Raw genomic sequence first — 17,967 nt, 5'->3', positions numbered from 1 at the left:
GCGAAAGGCGAGGCGTACGATGAGCAAAGAAGTACTGCTGGTTGTTGAGTCGGTATCCAATGAAAAGGGCGTACCGGCAAGCGTAATTTTTGAAGCGCTGGAGCTGGCTCTGGCCACTGCTACCAAAAAGCGTTTTGAAGACGAAGTTGACCTGCGTGTGGAAATTAACCGCCACACCGGTTCTTACGAAACCTTCCGTCGCTGGACGGTCGTCGAAGAGAACGATCTCGACGATCCGGCTATCGAAACCTGGCCTACCAAAGTTGCCGAAACGCATCCTGGTGCCAAGGTTGGCGACGTCGTTGAAGAAAAAATCGAATCCATCGAGTTCGGCCGCATTGCTGCGCAGACTGCCAAGCAAGTCATCGTGCAGAAAGTGCGTGAAGCCGAGCGCGCTCAAGTGGTCGACGCTTATCGCGAGCGCCTGGGGGAAATCATCTCCGGCACCGTGAAAAAAGTCACCCGCGACAACGTGATCGTCGATCTGGGTAATAACGCTGAAGCGTTGCTGGCCCGTGAAGACATCATCTCTCGCGAAACCTTCCGTGTCGGCGTGCGTCTGCGTGCGCTGCTCAAGGAAATCCGCACCGAGAACCGCGGTCCGCAGTTGATCCTGTCGCGTACCGCGCCGGAAATGCTGATCGAGCTGTTCCGCATCGAAGTGCCGGAAATTGCCGAAGGCCTGATCGAAGTAATGGCTGCGTCCCGTGATCCGGGTTCGCGCGCCAAGATCGCCGTCCGCTCCAAGGACAAACGCATCGACCCGCAGGGCGCTTGCATCGGTATGCGCGGTTCGCGCGTCCAGGCAGTGTCGGGTGAGTTGGGTGGTGAGCGTGTGGATATCGTCCTTTGGGATGACAACCCGGCTCAGTTCGTGATCAACGCCATGTCCCCGGCAGAGGTTGCGGCAATTATCGTTGACGAAGATGCCCATGCAATGGACATCGCCGTTGGCGCAGACAATCTGGCTCAGGCCATCGGTCGTGGTGGTCAGAACGTGCGTCTGGCGAGCCAGTTGACTGGCTGGACCCTGAACGTGATGACCGAATCGGACATCCAGGCTAAGCAGCAAGCAGAAACCGGCGACATCCTGCGCAACTTCATCGACGAGCTGGAAGTCGACGAAGATCTGGCACAGGTGCTGGTAGATGAAGGCTTCACCAGCCTGGAAGAGATTGCCTACGTACCGTTGGAAGAAATGCTCAACATCGACGGCTTTGACGAAGATACCGTCAACGAGCTTCGTGCTCGTGCCAAGGATCGTTTGTTGACCAAAGCCATCGCTACTGAGGAAAAGCTGGCAGACGCCCATCCGGCCGAAGACCTGCTCTCGCTTGAGGGTATGGACAAGGATTTGGCGATGGAACTGGCGGTGCGCGGCGTAATTACCCGCGAAGACCTGGCCGAGCAGTCTATTGACGATCTGCTCGACATCGACGGCATTGACGATGATCGTGCCGGCAAGTTGATCATGGCCGCCCGAGCCCACTGGTTCGAGTAATTAGGCGCGGCCTGAGGAGAGAAGTGCATGACGCAAGTCACGGTGAAACAACTGGCCGATGAGGTCAAAACACCGGTAGAGCGCCTGTTGCAGCAGATGCGTGAGGCAGGTCTGCCGCACACCGCCGCCGAAGAAAATGTGACTGACAGTGAGAAGCAATCCCTGCTGACTCACTTGAAGAGCAGCCACAAGGCGAAAGTGGAAGAACCACGCAAGATCACGCTGCAGCGTAAAACCACCAGCACCCTGCGTGTGGCTGGTAGCAAAAGCATCAGCGTAGAAGTTCGCAAAAAGAAAGTTTTCGTACAGCGTAGCCCGGAAGAAATCGAAGCCGAACGCAAGCGTGAACTGGATGAGCGTCGCGCAGTAGAAAATGCTGCCCGTCAGAAGGCTGAAGAAGAAGCCAAGCAGCGCGCCGAAGAAGAAGCGCGCCGCCAGCCTGCTGCTGCGCAAACCGCTTCCAGCGACGCCGTTGCTGCGCCGGCTGCAGCTGCCGAACCAGTACGCGAAAGCGCACCGGTCGCCGCTGCTCCAGCACCGTCTGCTGACGTTCGTAACAAGCAGAACGAACAGCGCCGTCCGGACAAACCACGTGCCGACGACAACAATCGTCGCAGTGGCGGTGGTGATGGCGAGCGTAAAAACGCCCCGCATCGCGCATCGGTCAAAGAGAAAGCGCCAGCTCCACGTGTCGCGCCACGTACTACCGACGAAGAAAGCGATGGCTTCCGTCGTGGTGGTCGCGGCAAGGCCAAGCTGAAGAAGCGTAACGCCCACGGTTTCCAGAGCCCAACCGGCCCTGTCGTGCGTGATGTGCAGATCGGCGAGACCATCACTGTTGGCGATCTCGCCAATCAGATGTCGGTCAAGGCTGCTGAAATCATCAAGTTCATGTTCAAACTGGGTACTCCAGCGACCATCAACCAGGTGCTGGATCAGGAAACTGCTCAGCTGGTAGCCGAAGAACTGGGCCACAAAGTGACCCTGGTCAGCGACACCGCTCTGGAAGATTCCCTGGCCGAGTCCCTGAAGTTTGAAGGTGAGTCGTTCTCCCGTGCTCCAGTCGTGACCGTAATGGGCCACGTTGACCACGGTAAGACCTCGCTGCTCGACTACATCCGTCGCGCCAAGGTAGCTGCTGGCGAAGCCGGTGGTATCACCCAGCACATCGGTGCTTACCACGTTGAAACCGAACGCGGCATGGTCACCTTCCTCGACACCCCGGGTCACGCCGCGTTTACCGCAATGCGTGCTCGTGGTGCCAAGGCGACCGACATCGTGATCCTTGTAGTTGCAGCGGACGACGGCGTTATGCCGCAGACCATTGAAGCTGTTCAGCACGCTGTTGCGGCTGGCGTTCCACTGGTTGTTGCAGTGAACAAGATCGACAAGCCGGGCGCTGATCTCGATCGCATCCGTAGCGAACTGTCGGTGCACGGCGTGACTTCGGAAGAGTGGGGCGGTGATACGCCGTTCGTACCGGTTTCGGCGAAAGTCGGTACTGGCGTGGACGAGCTGCTCGAAGCTGTTCTGCTGCAAGCTGAAGTTCTCGAACTGAAAGCAACCCCGTCGGCTCCTGGCCGTGGTGTTGTGGTGGAATCGCGTCTCGACAAAGGTCGTGGCCCGGTTGCAACCGTTCTGGTTCAAGACGGTACCCTGCGCCAAGGCGACATGGTCCTGGTCGGTTCGAACTATGGCCGTGTTCGCGCCATGCTCGACGAGAACGGCAAGCCGATCAAGGAAGCCGGTCCTTCCATCCCTGTCGAGATCCTCGGCCTGGACGGTACCCCGGACGCTGGCGACGAGATGAGTGTGGTTGCCGACGAGAAGAAAGCCCGTGAAGTGGCTCTGTTCCGTCAAGGCAAGTTCCGCGAAGTCAAACTGGCTCGCGCTCACGCCGGCAAGCTGGAAAACATCTTCGAAAACATGGGTCAGGCAGAGAAGAAGACGCTCAACATCGTCCTCAAATCCGACGTCCGTGGTTCGCTGGAAGCTCTGCAGGGCGCTCTGAATGGCCTGGGCAACGACGAAGTGCAAGTGCGCGTAGTCGGCGGCGGTGTCGGTGGTATCACCGAGTCCGACGCCAACCTGGCACTGGCTTCCAACGCTGTACTGTTCGGCTTCAACGTGCGTGCCGATGCTGGCGCACGGAAGATCGTCGAGCAGGAAGGTCTGGATATGCGTTACTACAACGTGATCTACGACATCATCGAAGACGTCAAGAAAGCCCTGACCGGTATGCTCGGCAGCGATGTTCGCGAGAACATCCTGGGTATCGCCGAAGTGCGTGACGTGTTCCGTTCGCCGAAGTTTGGCGCGATCGCAGGCTGCATGGTGATCGAAGGTGTTGTGCACCGTAACCGTCCGATCCGTGTATTGCGTGAAGACATCGTTATCTTCGAAGGCGAGCTGGAATCCCTGCGCCGCTTCAAGGATGACGCTTCCGAAGTACGTGCCGGCATGGAATGCGGTATCGGCGTGAAGAGCTACAACGACGTCAAAGTCGGTGACAAGATCGAAGTCTTCGAGAAGGTTCAGGTTGCTCGCAGCCTCTAACTCGCGCACTTCAGGAGCCGTGATGGTCGGCCGCACTGCAAAGTGTGGCGCCTCACCCGGACTCTAAACGCAACGCCCGGTCTGGCTTTTGTCAGGCCGGGCGTTTGCCGCTTTCAGACCTTGCGGGTTTCGCCGTGGGGCAGTAACAGGTAACAAATCATGGCAAAAGAATACAGCCGTACCCAACGTATCGGCGATCAGATGCAGCGCGAGCTGGCCCAACTGATCCGTCGTGAAGTCAAAGATCCACGCGTCGGTCTGGTCACCATTACCGCTGTGGAAGTCAGCCGTGACGTCGGTCACGCGAAGATTTTCATCACCGTGATGGGGCAGGACAACGCCGAAGACATCGCGCAAAGCATCAAGGTACTGAATGCCGCCGCAGGTTTCCTGCGTATGCAACTGGCCCGCGAAATGAAGCTGCGCAGCGTGCCGCAATTGCACTTCCATTACGACGAATCCGTCGTGCGTGGTGCGCATCTGTCGGCCCTGATCGAGCGCGCCGTGGCTGAAGACAATCAGCATCCGGTGGCCGCTGAACCTGAAGACACCAAGGAGTAATTCGGTGGCTCAGGTCAAACGTATCCGTCGTAACGTCAGTGGCATCATCCTGCTCGACAAGCCGCTGGGGTTCACCTCCAACGCCGCGCTGCAGAAGGTTCGCTGGCTGCTCAACGCCGAGAAGGCCGGTCACACCGGCAGTCTCGATCCGCTGGCCAGCGGCGTTCTGCCGCTGTGCTTCGGTGAGGCAACCAAGTTCTCGCAATATCTGCTCGATTCCGACAAGGCTTATGAAACCCTGGCGCAACTGGGCAAGACCACTACCACGGCCGATGCCGAAGGTGAGGTTTTGCAGGAACGCCCGGTGACCGTTGGTCGCTCCGATGTCGAGGCAGTCCTGCCGAAATTTCGTGGCCAAATCAGTCAGATACCGCCGATGTACTCGGCGCTCAAGCGTGATGGCCAGCCGCTGTACAAGCTGGCCCGTGCAGGTGAAGTAGTGGAGCGTGAACCGCGTTCTGTTACTATTGCGCGCTTGGAATTACTGGCCTTCGAAGGCGATACTGCGCGACTTGCGGTGGATTGCAGCAAAGGCACCTATATCCGCACCCTGGTGGAGGATATCGGTGAACAACTCGGTTGTGGTGCGTACGTCGCAGAATTGCGCCGTACCCAGGCCGGGCCTTTCACCCTGGCGCAGACCGTAACCCTCGAAGAGCTGGAAGCGGTACATGCCGAAGGCGGCAACGAAGCGGTCGACCGCTTCCTGATGCCATCGGACAGCGGCCTGCAGGATTGGCCGCTGCTGCACTTCTCGGAAGCGAGCGCGTTCTACTGGCTCAACGGCCAGCCAGTGCGTGCCCCGGATGCTCCGAAGTTCGGCATGGTACGGGTACAGGATCACAATGGTCGCTTCATCGGTATCGGTGAAGTGAGCGAAGACGGGCGCATTGCGCCACGTCGTTTGATTCGGTCGGAATGACCGAAACCAGCCTGTGTAAAAGCAGGCTGGCGAGTGTGGCTGTTAACAGGCACGGTCACGACTCATTTATAGATACAGGGATTTGTCCCTGGCCTGTTGAAGCTGTTTCCCTGAAACAGTTTCCTGATAAAAGGATTGCCTCATGGCTCTCGACGTTCAAGAAAAAGCTCAAATCGTTGCTGACTACCAGCAAGCTGTTGGTGACACTGGTTCGCCAGAAGTGCAAGTTGCACTGCTGACCCACAACATCAACAAACTGCAAGGTCACTTCAAGGCCAACGGTAAAGATCACCACTCCCGTCGTGGTCTGATCCGCATGGTAAACCAGCGCCGTAAGCTGCTGGACTACCTGAAAGGCAAGGATCTGGGTCGTTATCAGACTCTGATCGGTCGCCTGGGTCTGCGTCGCTAATCAGCGATTGCGCTATGAGGTTGGTTGTCTGTCAGACGTCAGCGGTTTTCCGCCGGCGCCTTGCAGGCTCCCAGCCTCAAGTTTTATCTGGATACACGTTTTACCCTGGACAGGCGTTGGGCCGATTCCCGACATTGCCCAAGAATTTCGCAAGAAACCAGTTCCCCCAAGAGCCACAAAGAAGGTAGGACACCGTGAACCCGGTAATCAAAAAATTCCAGTTCGGTCAGTCGACCGTTACCCTCGAGACTGGCCGTATCGCCCGTCAGGCCTCCGGCGCAGTATTGGTCACCGTTGACGACGACGTCAGCGTATTGGTGACCGTCGTTGGTGCCAAGCAAGCCGATCCTGGCAAGGGCTTCTTCCCTCTGTCCGTTCACTACCAGGAAAAGACTTACGCTGCCGGTAAGATCCCTGGCGGTTTCTTCAAGCGTGAAGGCCGTCCTTCCGAGAAAGAAACCCTGACTTCCCGACTGATCGACCGTCCGATCCGTCCGCTGTTCCCAGAAGGTTTCATGAACGAAGTGCAGGTTGTCTGCACCGTCGTTTCCACCAGCAAGAAAACCGATCCGGACATCGCTGCGATGATCGGTACCTCGGCTGCCCTGGCCATCTCGGGCATTCCGTTCGACGGCCCGATCGGCGCCGCTCGTGTTGCTTTCCACGAAAGCACTGGCTACCTGCTGAACCCGACTTACGAGCAGCAAGCTGCTTCGAGCCTGGACATGGTCGTTGCCGGTACTTCGGACGCTGTGCTGATGGTTGAATCGGAAGCCAAAGAGCTGACCGAAGACCAGATGCTGGGCGCGGTACTGTTTGCTCACGACGAATTCCAGGTGGTGATCAACGCGGTTAAAGAACTGGCTGCCGAAGCTGCCAAGCCAACCTGGACCTGGGCTCCGGCTCCAGAAGCCACCGAACTGCTGGGCGCTATCCGTGCCGAGTTCGGCGACGCGATCTCCCAGGCTTACACCATCACCGTCAAGGCCGACCGTTACGCGCGCCTGGGCGAGCTGAAGGATCAGGTGGTTGCCAAGCTGTCCGGTGAAGAAGGCCAGCCTTCGTCCAGCGAAGTCAAAGCCGCTTTCGGCGAAATCGAATACCGCACCGTTCGCGAAAACATCGTCAATGGCAAGCCACGTATCGACGGTCGCGACACCAAAACCGTACGTCCGCTGAACATCGAAGTCGGCGTTCTGCCGAAGACTCACGGTTCGGCGCTGTTCACCCGTGGTGAAACCCAGGCTCTGGTCGTTGCAACTCTGGGCACCGCCCGTGACGCACAACTGCTGGACACCCTGGAAGGCGAGAAAAAAGACCCGTTCATGCTGCACTACAACTTCCCGCCGTTCTCGGTGGGCGAGTGTGGTCGCATGGGTGGCGCTGGTCGTCGTGAGATCGGTCACGGCCGTCTGGCTCGTCGTTCGGTTTCGGCCATGCTGCCAGCCGCCGACGTATTCCCGTACACCATCCGCGTGGTTTCGGAAATTACCGAATCCAACGGTTCGAGCTCGATGGCTTCCGTTTGCGGTGCTTCCCTGGCCCTGATGGATGCTGGTGTGCCGATGAAGGCGCCGGTTGCCGGTATCGCCATGGGTCTGGTTAAAGAAGGCGAGAAGTTCGCCGTCCTGACCGACATCCTCGGTGACGAAGACCACTTGGGCGACATGGACTTCAAAGTAGCCGGTACCGCCAAAGGCGTTACTGCGCTGCAGATGGACATCAAGATCAAGGGCATCACCGAAGAAATCATGGAAATCGCTCTGGGCCAAGCCCTGGAAGCGCGCCTGAACATCCTCGGTCAGATGAACCAGATCATCGGCCAGTCGCGTACCGAACTGTCGGCCAACGCTCCGACCATGATCGCGATGAAGATCGACACCGACAAAATCCGTGACGTTATCGGTAAAGGTGGCGCGACCATCCGTGCGATCTGCGAAGAAACCAAGGCTTCGATCGACATCGAAGACGACGGTTCGATCAAGATCTTCGGCGAAACCAAGGAAGCTGCAGAAGCTGCTCGTCAGCGCGTTCTGGGTATCACCGCTGAAGCCGAGATCGGCAAGATCTACGTCGGCAAGGTTGAGCGCATCGTCGACTTCGGCGCATTCGTCAACATCCTGCCGGGCAAGGACGGTCTGGTGCACATCTCGATGCTGAGCGACGCTCGTGTAGAGAAAGTGACCGACATCCTGAAAGAAGGCCAGGAAGTGGAAGTGCTGGTACTGGACGTGGACAACCGCGGCCGTATCAAGCTGTCCATCAAAGACGTGGCAGCGGCCAAGGCTTCGGGCGTTTAATCACCCCAAAGCGTTAGCGCAATAAAAATGCCCCGCCGTGAAAACGGCGGGGCATTTTTTTGCCTGGGAAATATCGAGACATTCTGCGAAGTTGCCGGACTTCAATACCGGTGCTAGGTTTAGCCCACCGCCCGTGTAGCTCAGCCGGTAGAGCAGCGCACTCGTAACGCGAAGGTCGCAGGTTCGATTCCTGTCTCGGGCACCAACAAAATATGGTGTTTTTTGGTTTTGTACGGGCGCCTGAACTTTTCGTGACAGCAGGGTGACAGCAAGTGATAACTAAAAGCCCCACGTCGGAACAGTTTGACGGGGCTTTTCTTGTGTTGATCAGATTACGTCTGCGGACAAACGTCAATTTGATTGGGGAGGCGTCATCTCCCCGTTTTCAGTCGAATCCCCTTTATCAATCCGTACTTTCAGATGCCCTTGGCCACTTAGAACCTCGGATAAGCTGTCCTGCACCTTCATCTGCGAATTTGACATTTCCTCGCTAAAAGGGAAGTCGGTCACATTCATGCTGAGGGGTTGCTGTCCGGAAAGAACCTGTATCGCGTGATGTCTCAGTTTTTGTAGGTCGAGTTCGAGATCTGTATGGCCTTTGGGAAGGTATGAGCCATTGCGTAACAAGACCCGGTCATAACGCAGATTCAAGTCGGTAGCCATAGCGCTTAGCATCAACACCAAAAGCTCCCTCTGCTTCTCAAACCATCGTTCTGCGTTTGCTTCGGTAATCACCGTATTTAAGTGATCGAGGTAGTCTCGCCAGGTGTCGAGCACGTCCGTTTCTGTTGCTTTGCGCCGACTAGATCTTCCACCATTGAATGCCAAGTCAATCATGTTCAACGCGCGTACATGATCAGGTGCCAACCTTGAACCTCTGGTCGCCATCAGGGTGCTGAAAATCCAATTCTTCTGGTTCTGAGACTCATTTCTCCTTTCCAGATACTTCTGCAGCTGCACCGCAATGATTGGCCCAACAAGTGTGGCGAAAATCGTTCCTATTCCGAATATCCAATTGGCATCCATTGCGCTTCCAGTATGTGGTGGCGATGGCTTATAGATTAGCTTGTGAATAGGCAAAGACACCGGCGAGTCGAAAATGCAGATGGGGCCTAGGCTAGCTGCGATCACGCATCAGGAGTTGTCCCTAATCCGGAGTACGGTGGTTGTGGAGCAGTTGGCGTGCCGAGCGGTTGCGCGAATACCTAGGCCGGCGCCTAGCAGCTCTTTCACCCGTTTGTGCAGCTTTTCATCCACCGGACGGCCCTGATACTTGCCAGCCGCTTTCGCCTTCTCGATGCCCTGAGCCTGACGCTCACGGCGCTGCTCGTAATCCTTGCGCGCGATTGCCGCCATCATTTCCACCAGCATCGAATTGATCGCGCCCAGCATCCGGCCGGTGAATTCGTCGCCCTTGGTGTCCTGCATTCCTTGATAGCTGGTCGGTAGATCGAGCGCGACGATGCGCAAGCCCTTGGAGTCGATTGCAGCCTTGAGCTTCTGCCAATCCTCCACAGGAAGGCGTGAGAGGCGATCTATCGACTCCACCAGCAACACATCACCCTTGCGCGCATCTTTGAGCAGGCGCAGCAGCTCAGGCCGATCTGCCGACGCGCCGCTGGCGTTCTCCAGGTACACGCTAGCGATCACCTTGTTGTGGTCGGTGGCGAATTGCTCGAGCGATGCCCGGGCGCGGCCGGCGTCCTGTTCTTCAGTAGATGCTCGGAGGTATGCGCGGATAAACATGATGTGCTGTCCGTATCAGTTAAGGTGTTCTACTAATAATGTTGCACTTTGAGTGTTACTTATCAAGCGGGAAGGGCGAATAAACTCGAATCTGCGCGTATCAGCTCAGGCATACCAGAAAAGAGCACATTGAGATGGCGTCGGAGGAGGCATAGCATGGTCGCTACTTGCCATCATGGAGCGCGGAATGATTTCAGCGATGATAGAAGGTGAAAAGAGGCCTCCCCAGGCGAAAGGAGAGCAAACCACCTGCGCCGGCTGTGGCGGCACGCTTAGGGCCGTCATTCCGCAATTCAAGGCTGCGCATTGGCGTCATGACAGCGGCGATTGCGATCCATGGAGCGAGCCCGAAGGTGAATGGCATCTGGGATGGAAAGGCTTCTTCAGCCCTCGCTATTGTGAAGTGTTCATGAGAGACCCAGAGACAAAGGAAATCCATAGAGCCGATGTTTTGTGTCCGCGGCCAGAAGGGGCAGGGGTAGTCTTAGAGCTACAACACTCTTCTATCTCAGAAGAGGAGCGGTCAGCCAGAGAGGCGTTTTACTCCAAAGAAAATCGAATGTTTTGGCTTCTGAACATGAAAAGGACATCTGCTCTTTCATTCAATTTTGCATCGTGCCTCAACTTCAATGAGGACAATCGGGTAGAGGTCGGGGGGCGTGACTTTTACCGGATGGAGTGGTTCATGCGTGGGACGATGCTGGATAAGTGGAAGCAATCTCGAGCACACGTTTTTTTAAATCACGGCCGCTTCGTTTTCTATCTTGCGACGAGGGCTGCGTGCCGTTCATTGGTCGACGGCCAAGCCAAAGGAGAATTTGCCTTGGCGCGTCTGACCGTGCGGGAGTTTCTTAAAGCTGTAGCTGGAGAAGACCCGTCTGCGCTCACGATATCTGCGGCCGACGGCGAGACTTAATCGCTACTGATTAAATCGAGCTTGGGCGTATATCCGTTCCGTTCTGAGTGCCAGATATCCGGTACTTCTGCACTTCACCGGCGACAACCTCAGTCGCCGCCTCTTTCACTGGCTGACCGATCTGCATTGCGCACAGGCCGCTACCGTCTTCGTCACCGCCGATGCCGACGATATGTCGACCCGGCTTGACGTAGAATTTTGCCACCTCTCCAGTATCCAGGCGGGCCGCTCTTTTCCCATCAATGAGCAAGGTAGCGAAACACCCGCCCGAGGCCCAAAATCCATTATCACGGCTGACTACGAGCGTCGCGCCATCGGACGTCTCAGTCTGATAAGCGTAAATGCGATCGGCTGGTACTCGCTTTGCTGAGCCAGAATCCACGGGGGTGCTTGAGCACCCAGCGATCAACGCGATAGCGGCAGCCGCTGGCAAAATCCTGTGCATGATTCGTCCTCATTGTTTGGAGGGCTGACTTTACACCAGGTCGACTAGATCTTGTCTTCGGCGTAGATCGACGCCGAGATGATCATCCCGCCCCACCGACGATGGCCGATACAGATCGGCACCGGGTTGCCGCTGGCCGTGGTGTTCCTGGCGCTGCCGAAGGCATAGGACGGGGCGTTTTCGGGGGAGGTGCTTTGCTTGAGCCCGGTTGCCTGCGGGCTGAGCATCTGGATCACACCGCCGGCTGCCAGGGCGATACCCGGCGCCAACGTTGCGCCATTCGTGAAAGGGCTCATGACGATTAGGGCGACACCGAGGATTGTTTGCAGCAGGCCGGCTCGCTTGCTGCCGGCGATCACCGGCACGATGCGGATCTCCTTTGCTCCGCCCATCTTCAGCTCCTGTTCGCCGATGTTCTTTCGGTTGCGGAAAACCGCGAACTCCAGGCCCTTCATTTTTGCGTCAGCGAGGTACTTCGCAAACCCAGGATGGTTGACGTCGATCGCCTTCACGGCTTCCCGCGTGTCGCCGGTGGAAAGCTCGTAAATGTGTTCACGCCCGAACAGCTTGCCGGCTGAGCCGCCCAGCAGGATTCGGGTCTTGGTGCCGTAGTTGGTGGCCATTGCCATGGTTTACTCCTTGGCGCCTACGGCGCTGTTGTTGGGCGCCGAAACGCCCAGTCGGATGGCGAGCAGCGAGCGCGACATACGCGCCTGGTCGACCGTCACCTGTTCGTGACGCGGGTCATAGTTCCAGATCCGGTCGTAAATCCCCTGGTAGGCCCTTGCGCCCCAGAAGGTGCCGCGCAGAAGATCGGCCGACACTCGGGCTTCGTCCTCGGTGAAGAACGGCCCGTCGATGGTCACTTTTTGGCCGTCGCGGACGTGCTGGACGTCCCACACGACATAACCAGAGTCGGGGCCTTGTTTCAGCGAGTAGGGCGAAAAGTACGTTGTCTTGCAGGCTTTGGCGAAGCGCTCTTGGTAGTTGCTCAAGGTGCTGCTCCTTGAATGGGGACCGCGTAGTCGCGGCCGCACGCCGGTCTGCTTAGGCGGCTTCGGATTCGTCTGGGGCTGCTTTGGTGGCAGGACGTGTTGGCATCTTGGCGAGCCATCCACGAAGCGCGATCGAGCCTTCGCAACCGGATTTCCATTTCTCAAATCGACCCGTGTATCCGTTCGAATTTGCAACCATCCCACTGAGCGCGACGCCGGCGTTGGAAGCGGTAGCCAGCACATCGTCGTAGACCGCGAGCATTTGCTTGAGCTCCTCGATGTCCTCGGCGCGCGATGCGGCAATGCCAGCGCGCGATAAGCTCTCGGCAACTTCTGTAGAGAGCCCGGAAAGCATGGGGTTGGCGCGGAGCACCGCCTCTACGATGTCGGGATGGCTACCGGCGCGCGCCTCGGCGATCAACGTCCGGCGCTCTTCAGGACTCAGCCCTCGCACGATTGCCCGAAGCTCCTGGTCGGCGAGAAAGCCAACTACATCAGAGCTGGCGCGAGGTGTAACTGGTGCAAAACCCTCCGCGACAGTTTGAGCAAGTGCGAGCATATCCTTGGCCACTTTTTCCATGGCCGGCATGAGCGTTGGAGCGATGTCGTCAATCTGCTCCTTGCTCATTCGCTCGACTGCGGCGGCGTTCAGATCCTTGTTATTGCGGACTGAGAGAATTTCCTCGCCGATATCCTTGAAAGTCTCAAGGGCGAGCCCCTGCAGGTGGCGGACCGACTTGAGCAGGCCACCTGCTTGCCAGGTGCCCTTGGTGCCGTCTGGGCGCTGGATGCCAAACGTTCGGCTTTCGATATGAGCGTGGTCGTATTCGGAATAGTGCAGGTTGGCCAAGCCAACCTTGAGGACGGAGCGTTTGCCGATTTTCATTAGGTTACCTTTGAATTGTGGATCGATCAGGCGGCGTCGACGTGAAGCGGGCGGTTCTCAACAAGCGCGATCAGCAGAGCGCTTGCCTGAACGCTTCCTTGTTCGGCGGCCGAACGCAGGCGGCCCCACGCGGCATTGATTTCGGCGCGGGTCGGTTTGGCTTGTGGGCCACGGGATTTAGTGGTGCTGGCGGTGACTGACATGATCAATCCTCTGTGAGCAGTTGAAAGCCTTGCAAAGCTCACATTAGGCAGTATCTGGCCGCATATCCAGTGCTTTTAGGGTGCACCTCAGGTGATACACGGAACGGGACGGAATGGGACTGAAATAATTGGTTTTGTCGGTCGAGAAGGGGGGATTTTTGTTGCACTAACTGGTATTGATCCAAATTGATACGGGACCCAGCGGCAACTGGCGGTGAGATTTGAAGCGAGGTGGTAGCGTCGACCGATGCCGGTATTCCGGCATCGGCTTAAAATCAATGAGTTACGCCAACTTTTCCAGCAGCGCCGGGAGATATTGTAGTGCCACTGGATCCTTCTCTTGGAAGTAGGCGTGGCAACGTTTCGGAATCCAGGTTCCGTAAAAATAAAGCCGGAATTCCCCTAAAAGCTCTATTGGGTAAAGTCTCGCATCTACAATTCGCCCGTCGAGATATTGGTGCTGATAGCTCGGGAAGTTCTTTGGCTCAATCCCTTTTTCTTTCCTCAACCACCCAGAAAACATTTTCCCGCTGGAGATGTCAGGAATCATATTTTCCGGCAAAACGTAGCCGTCGGCTTCCAATGGTGCGATGAGAGCTAAGACAATTTCATTCAGCATCGAGAAATGCGTATGAGGGATTTTCGCTCTGTTCGCGATGTACCTTTGAAGGTGGACAGGAATTCGCGCGGCATTTTTGGGCGAAACACCGCCTGCCATCCATTCTGCAATCCAGGCTGTAACCTGAACTGCAAAATCTGCTGATAGCCACTGCGCTAAGTGGAGCGCAACCTGCGGGTGCACCCAGGTCCCTTGATAGTTACCGCCTTTCACTGACTGAACCAGCACGGCGATTGGCAGTTTTAGAGATCTCGACAAAGCCTCAAGAAAATCGCTATTCGTTTTGGTTGCGTGGTAATGGCTAAATTTTTTATCTGCCGCCTGACACATGGCAGTCGCGTTGATGTATCCATCCACGGCGCGTTGGTGAATTAGGTTTCCTTCCATTTCGTGCGGAATTACTGGCAAATCCATCTGGACCATTTCGATTTCCCCGTAGAGCTCAAGTGATACCCCACCACGGGCGTAGCGGGAGATCAACCCTTATACCTCCTCTGGTGGCGTGCTGCCATTAGGCTTTGGAGGCATACGTTGTCTCGCTCAATACAAACAAAAATTCCGTGCGATTAACCCATGCGCAAAGCTGCAGTGCATTGACGGTTGGTTCCTGAGTCACCTGACTTCCCATTACGGTAGGGCAGGTGTCGCGACACGTTTTGCTGTATCTGAAAACGTGTCGCGTACTTGGTGCGTCCAGTTTTGGATGCATCTTCCCCCGCTGGGCGAACATCGCCGGGCCTGCTCCGGCCTGCTATCAGGCTGTGTTAGCGGTGAGGGAACGATGGCCGCGTTACCCGGTGCCGATCTGGATCACGGCTTGAGCGCGGCGGAACCTGCGAATGAGAAATCCACACCCACCGGCGCGGCCGGCACCATCGGCTCTCCCTCGGCCTTTGCCCGGCGATTGGTGTTCATGTCGCCGCATTCCCGGGCGGCCTGCTCCAGCAGCTTCATGGCCAGCACCAGGTTGCCGCTCGCTTCGGCCTCCTCGAGCATTCTCCCCAACGCGCGTAGTCGAACAGCCCGGTTCGCGATCGGTTCCTTCACCATCTCGTTCCGGAAGCCGTCGCGCGTGTCGTTAAACAGCGTCACCCAGCGCTTGGCCAGTCCTTTGCTGCTCTTGCGTGTCGGATCGTGGGTCTCGACCTGCTGACGTGACACTACGACCCCGAAACGCTCTCTGACGGCGACGGCGACTTGGGATGGTGAGTCGAAACAGGCCAGCGCCTGGACGATGAAGGATTTGATTTCGTTGTTGAGCGCGGCCATGGGCTTGAATCTGTCTAGAGTCTGTCAAGAATTGCGCCATGCTCGCCCAGAGCGAGAAGTGGCGCAACCGTGAAAGGCGATCAGATCCGGCGGGAATGAATTGATCTATCTCAGCGTGCGCAGGAATGGTCCGGTCTTCACTCCTAGATGAAATCGGAGATCAATCGAGGACCTGCAACAGGACATCGACCATCGGTTCAAAATACTCTGCTGAATTACGCGCGCGAGATATGTGAGCTCCGGTGAGCCCGTCCGCACTTCGCAGGTCAAAGATTGGCTTTCTTGCTTCTTGAGAATATGGGACAAGGCTATGAAGATTGGGTATCCCACCCAAGTCAAACAGGCCATCGCCCCAGTGAAATACCTGCCCCAACGGTTCTAATCGGGACACGATATTCTCGCGCACTGCACCCTCAATCTGCTCTCCGAACAGGTTCCAGCCCCTTGTCATGCCAGCATCGTTATCTCGAACATTATGCTGCTGCTTGACGTATCCGAGAAAACAGGGCCTGCCCGCTGGCAATTGGAAATCTATGAAGTCGGAGTAAGAGTTGCACTGATCCCATCCGGTGCGCCATGTATTGAGCTTACTTCCCAGGTTTTCAGTTCCTCGTATCGAGAAAAGGTCGGGCGACACGGGAGTGATGAAGTAATCGCTAGCAGCCAAAACAGCGCGATTCAGCGAGCCGAGGTTGGGGCCTAGGTCAAGCAGCACCACATCTGCCTGAATGGTCTCCGCACACCAGAGGATGTATCGATAGATAGCCGATTGGACCCGAAGCGCCATAGGATCGCCACCGCGAGCCGCTGCCCATGTATCTCCAAGCCGATCCTCGTAAGAGCTCAACATCACATCACCAGGGACGAGGTAGAGGTTCTCGTATTCACCTAATGCGTGCTGCTTGATCAGGCGGGTAGGTCGGCGCTCTCTGATATCACCCATACCCACAGAAACGCGCTCAATAGCGTTCCAAATGCTGTTTCCCCTCTCAGATCTCCAGCTTCGTTCAAGCTCCTGATCGGAGAGGCAATAGGACGAAAGGTTGCACTGGCTGTCCAGATCGACGAGCAAAACTGTCTGATCAGCACGCTCAAGCAAGTGAGCGATGTGATAGATGTAGGTCGTTTTTCCGACCCCGCCTTTGTTGTTGAAAATACTGATGATTTGCACTAGCTGTCCCCGATCAAGACGCATATGAAGCCACCAAGGCTAGCATGACCTGCGGCTTGTGCTTCTAGCCCTATCAAGGTGGTTATTGCAGATTTCAATCATCCGAGCGAGATCAAACCATCTCAGTGAGACCAAAACGTCACGCGTCGCGATAATTCACTGTATGAGCGAGAACTCGTAGGGGTTATCCCTAGTTTGGGAGATGCACTCAAATCTGAGGACATCTCCCGGAGCCTATATGTCGATGATCAATTGCGACTACCTGCCTGACCCCGCAAAGACCAAATTCCCGCCCGAGTTGGCCCTGCTCATCGTGCGCAAAGCCGCATCGCTCGCCGATGCTTTCGAGCAGCAGGGACTGGATCAGCTCACCAGGGACGCTACCTCAGCCATCGCCGCCGGCGCCGATCCGCGCCAGGTGATCAGGCAGATGCGGCTGTAACTCCCACCGCTGGTGGAAGTCTTGGTGTTCTACCATTGGTGGCGTATCGAGGTTTCCGCCATTGGAGTAAACCTCCCAGCCTTTTACGACCTTCACGCGAAAGTGTCGGCAAGCCCGGCAGATAAGAGCAAAGCGGGAATTCCCACTTTCAGATCTCTAATCCAGATGTGAGCAAAAGTCCGTGCATCTCTTCACAGGGCTCTCATTGCAAGGTCGAAGCGAGGAAGCGTTCAACATCATCGATCATGCCTTTGACATCTCCTTCGTTGAATTTGTCTGCTTCTCCATGTGCTGCCGCGTTCCGAATTCCAGCCATTGCGGTGATGCGCTTCTGTTGGAGAGAGTTATAGACGCCTGCTTTCGCCAGATCAGCATTCATCCTATCGAGTTTCCCATGATCAAGGCCATGGTCAGTGCACAGGTTGCGCACAGTTGTTTCAAGCACAACCCCGGCGATCACCGCGGCTGCCGATGCATACCCTGAGGTAAGCAGCTCGCAGGCCTGCTCAAGCTCGCTTCCAAACACTTCCGCCTGAACTAGATTGCGCACTGTGTTGAGGTATCCGCCTTCATAGTCTTCTTTGGCTGCTAGGAAGACGGCCTTAATGCGTTGAAGCGTTTCAAAGTTATTCGAGTAGGAGCGCGGCTTCTCTGCTTCAAGGAAAGCTGTCAGGTGATGGGATTTTTCGCCGCACGTATTAGACAAGAGGGACTTCGCTTTTACAGCCCAGTTAAGGATTAGGTCGGCCTTGATGTGCGGATATGGTGACCCGGTCATCGCGCTTTGTTCCATTTTTTTCGTACCCTCGATCGCTTCGAGTTGCGCCTCGAGCTCAGCGAACCGTTTCTCAAAAAGCTTCGTCATTTTGAATTCCTTCTCCAAGAGGGGGCGATCCCCCGGACAGATACTAGCCTCAGCTTGCGACCTTGGCATTTACCATCGAGAAATACCCAAGAGTTCGCCAATCCCCAAATCACCAATCTCCATGTGATCAAAAGTCCGCTCCTCTCAGGGCTGCAATT

General features: G+C 56.5%; 19 protein-coding genes and 1 tRNA gene. 9 read left to right on the top strand and 11 right to left on the bottom strand.

Going from position 1 to position 17,967, the window contains the following annotated elements; genetic code table 11:
• The first annotated feature begins 19 nt into the window (after nt 1-19).
• From nusA to AC3WMT_RS06495, 7 genes are all read left to right on the top strand, one after another.
• Nucleotides 20-1,501: a transcription termination factor NusA gene (gene nusA / locus AC3WMT_RS06525; protein WP_007915252.1), complete on the top strand. Its 1,482-nt coding sequence runs from the start codon at nt 20-22 to the stop codon at nt 1,499-1,501.
• Nucleotides 1,502-1,528: 27 nt separating this feature from the next.
• On the top strand, nt 1,529-4,057 hold the full coding sequence (gene infB / locus AC3WMT_RS06520; protein WP_103303200.1) for a translation initiation factor IF-2: 2,529 nt from the start codon (nt 1,529-1,531) through the stop codon (nt 4,055-4,057).
• 159 nt (nt 4,058-4,216) lie between these two features.
• A complete protein-coding gene (gene rbfA / locus AC3WMT_RS06515; RefSeq protein WP_007915259.1) occupies nt 4,217-4,618 on the top strand; it encodes a 30S ribosome-binding factor RbfA in 402 nt (133 codons plus the stop codon).
• A 4-nt stretch (nt 4,619-4,622) separates the two neighbouring features.
• Nucleotides 4,623-5,540 (top strand): tRNA pseudouridine(55) synthase TruB, encoded by a 918-nt coding sequence (gene truB / locus AC3WMT_RS06510; protein WP_103303199.1) that lies wholly within the window; start codon nt 4,623-4,625, stop codon nt 5,538-5,540.
• A 142-nt stretch (nt 5,541-5,682) separates the two neighbouring features.
• Nucleotides 5,683-5,952: a 30S ribosomal protein S15 gene (gene rpsO / locus AC3WMT_RS06505; protein WP_003177875.1), complete on the top strand. Its 270-nt coding sequence runs from the start codon at nt 5,683-5,685 to the stop codon at nt 5,950-5,952.
• 194 nt (nt 5,953-6,146) lie between these two features.
• The gene (pnp, locus tag AC3WMT_RS06500) at nt 6,147-8,252 is read left to right on the top strand and encodes a polyribonucleotide nucleotidyltransferase (protein ID WP_016986494.1); all 2,106 of its coding nucleotides are present in this window, start codon (nt 6,147-6,149) and stop codon (nt 8,250-8,252) included.
• Between the two features lie 129 nt (nt 8,253-8,381).
• Nucleotides 8,382-8,457: transfer RNA gene (locus AC3WMT_RS06495), tRNA-Thr, on the top strand.
• A gap of 146 nt (nt 8,458-8,603) precedes the next feature.
• Here AC3WMT_RS06495 and AC3WMT_RS06490 read toward each other — a convergent pair.
• Entirely contained in the window at nt 8,604-9,278 is a 675-nt protein-coding gene (locus AC3WMT_RS06490) for a DUF6680 family protein (RefSeq protein ID WP_103303198.1), read from the bottom strand.
• Between the two features lie 108 nt (nt 9,279-9,386).
• A complete protein-coding gene (locus AC3WMT_RS06485) occupies nt 9,387-9,998 on the bottom strand; it encodes a recombinase family protein (RefSeq protein ID WP_103303197.1) in 612 nt (203 codons plus the stop codon).
• Between the two features lie 187 nt (nt 9,999-10,185).
• Here AC3WMT_RS06485 and AC3WMT_RS06480 point away from each other — a divergent pair, with 187 nt between their 5' ends.
• Nucleotides 10,186-10,914 carry a competence protein CoiA family protein gene (locus AC3WMT_RS06480; protein WP_103303196.1) on the top strand — a complete coding sequence of 243 codons (729 nt, stop codon included), beginning with the start codon at nt 10,186-10,188 and terminating at the stop codon, nt 10,912-10,914.
• A gap of 10 nt (nt 10,915-10,924) precedes the next feature.
• Here the strand turns inward: AC3WMT_RS06480 and AC3WMT_RS06475 are convergent, their stop codons facing one another.
• The 8 genes from AC3WMT_RS06475 to AC3WMT_RS06440 all read right to left on the bottom strand — a co-directional run bounded on the left by AC3WMT_RS06475 (nt 10,925) and on the right by AC3WMT_RS06440 (nt 16,502).
• Nucleotides 10,925-11,119: a hypothetical protein gene (locus AC3WMT_RS06475; RefSeq protein WP_256583505.1), complete on the bottom strand. Its 195-nt coding sequence runs from the start codon at nt 11,117-11,119 to the stop codon at nt 10,925-10,927.
• Between the two features lie 284 nt (nt 11,120-11,403).
• Entirely contained in the window at nt 11,404-11,988 is a 585-nt protein-coding gene (locus AC3WMT_RS06470; RefSeq protein ID WP_103303194.1) for a tail assembly protein, read from the bottom strand.
• Between the two features lie 3 nt (nt 11,989-11,991).
• On the bottom strand, nt 11,992-12,354 hold the full coding sequence (locus AC3WMT_RS06465; RefSeq protein ID WP_103303193.1) for a hypothetical protein: 363 nt from the start codon (nt 12,352-12,354) through the stop codon (nt 11,992-11,994).
• 52 nt (nt 12,355-12,406) lie between these two features.
• Complete coding sequence (locus AC3WMT_RS06460; RefSeq protein ID WP_103303192.1) at nt 12,407-13,240, bottom strand: hypothetical protein; 834 nt, start codon at nt 13,238-13,240, stop codon at nt 12,407-12,409.
• Nucleotides 13,241-13,266: 26 nt separating this feature from the next.
• Entirely contained in the window at nt 13,267-13,443 is a 177-nt protein-coding gene (locus AC3WMT_RS06455) for a hypothetical protein (protein ID WP_177431370.1), read from the bottom strand.
• A 283-nt stretch (nt 13,444-13,726) separates the two neighbouring features.
• Nucleotides 13,727-14,542 (bottom strand): KilA-N domain-containing protein, encoded by an 816-nt coding sequence (locus tag AC3WMT_RS06450; RefSeq protein WP_256583502.1) that lies wholly within the window; start codon nt 14,540-14,542, stop codon nt 13,727-13,729.
• Nucleotides 14,543-14,872: 330 nt separating this feature from the next.
• Nucleotides 14,873-15,331: a DUF2280 domain-containing protein gene (locus AC3WMT_RS06445; RefSeq protein WP_103303191.1), complete on the bottom strand. Its 459-nt coding sequence runs from the start codon at nt 15,329-15,331 to the stop codon at nt 14,873-14,875.
• Between the two features lie 160 nt (nt 15,332-15,491).
• Complete coding sequence (locus AC3WMT_RS06440; RefSeq protein WP_103303290.1) at nt 15,492-16,502, bottom strand: ParA family protein; 1,011 nt, start codon at nt 16,500-16,502, stop codon at nt 15,492-15,494.
• 238 nt (nt 16,503-16,740) lie between these two features.
• On the opposite strand from AC3WMT_RS06440, the gene AC3WMT_RS06435 reads away from it, so the two are divergent.
• The gene (locus tag AC3WMT_RS06435) at nt 16,741-16,944 is read left to right on the top strand and encodes a hypothetical protein (protein ID WP_103303190.1); all 204 of its coding nucleotides are present in this window, start codon (nt 16,741-16,743) and stop codon (nt 16,942-16,944) included.
• A 202-nt stretch (nt 16,945-17,146) separates the two neighbouring features.
• Here the strand turns inward: AC3WMT_RS06435 and AC3WMT_RS06430 are convergent, their stop codons facing one another.
• Entirely contained in the window at nt 17,147-17,809 is a 663-nt protein-coding gene (locus AC3WMT_RS06430; RefSeq protein WP_103303189.1) for a DUF4145 domain-containing protein, read from the bottom strand.
• Nucleotides 17,810-17,967 lie beyond the last annotated feature (158 nt).

The sequence above is a fragment of the Pseudomonas sp. FW305-7 genome (assembly GCF_058786735.1).
The sequence above is the reverse complement of the archived record's forward strand: the minus strand, read 5'-3'. Positions and strand labels throughout refer to the sequence as shown.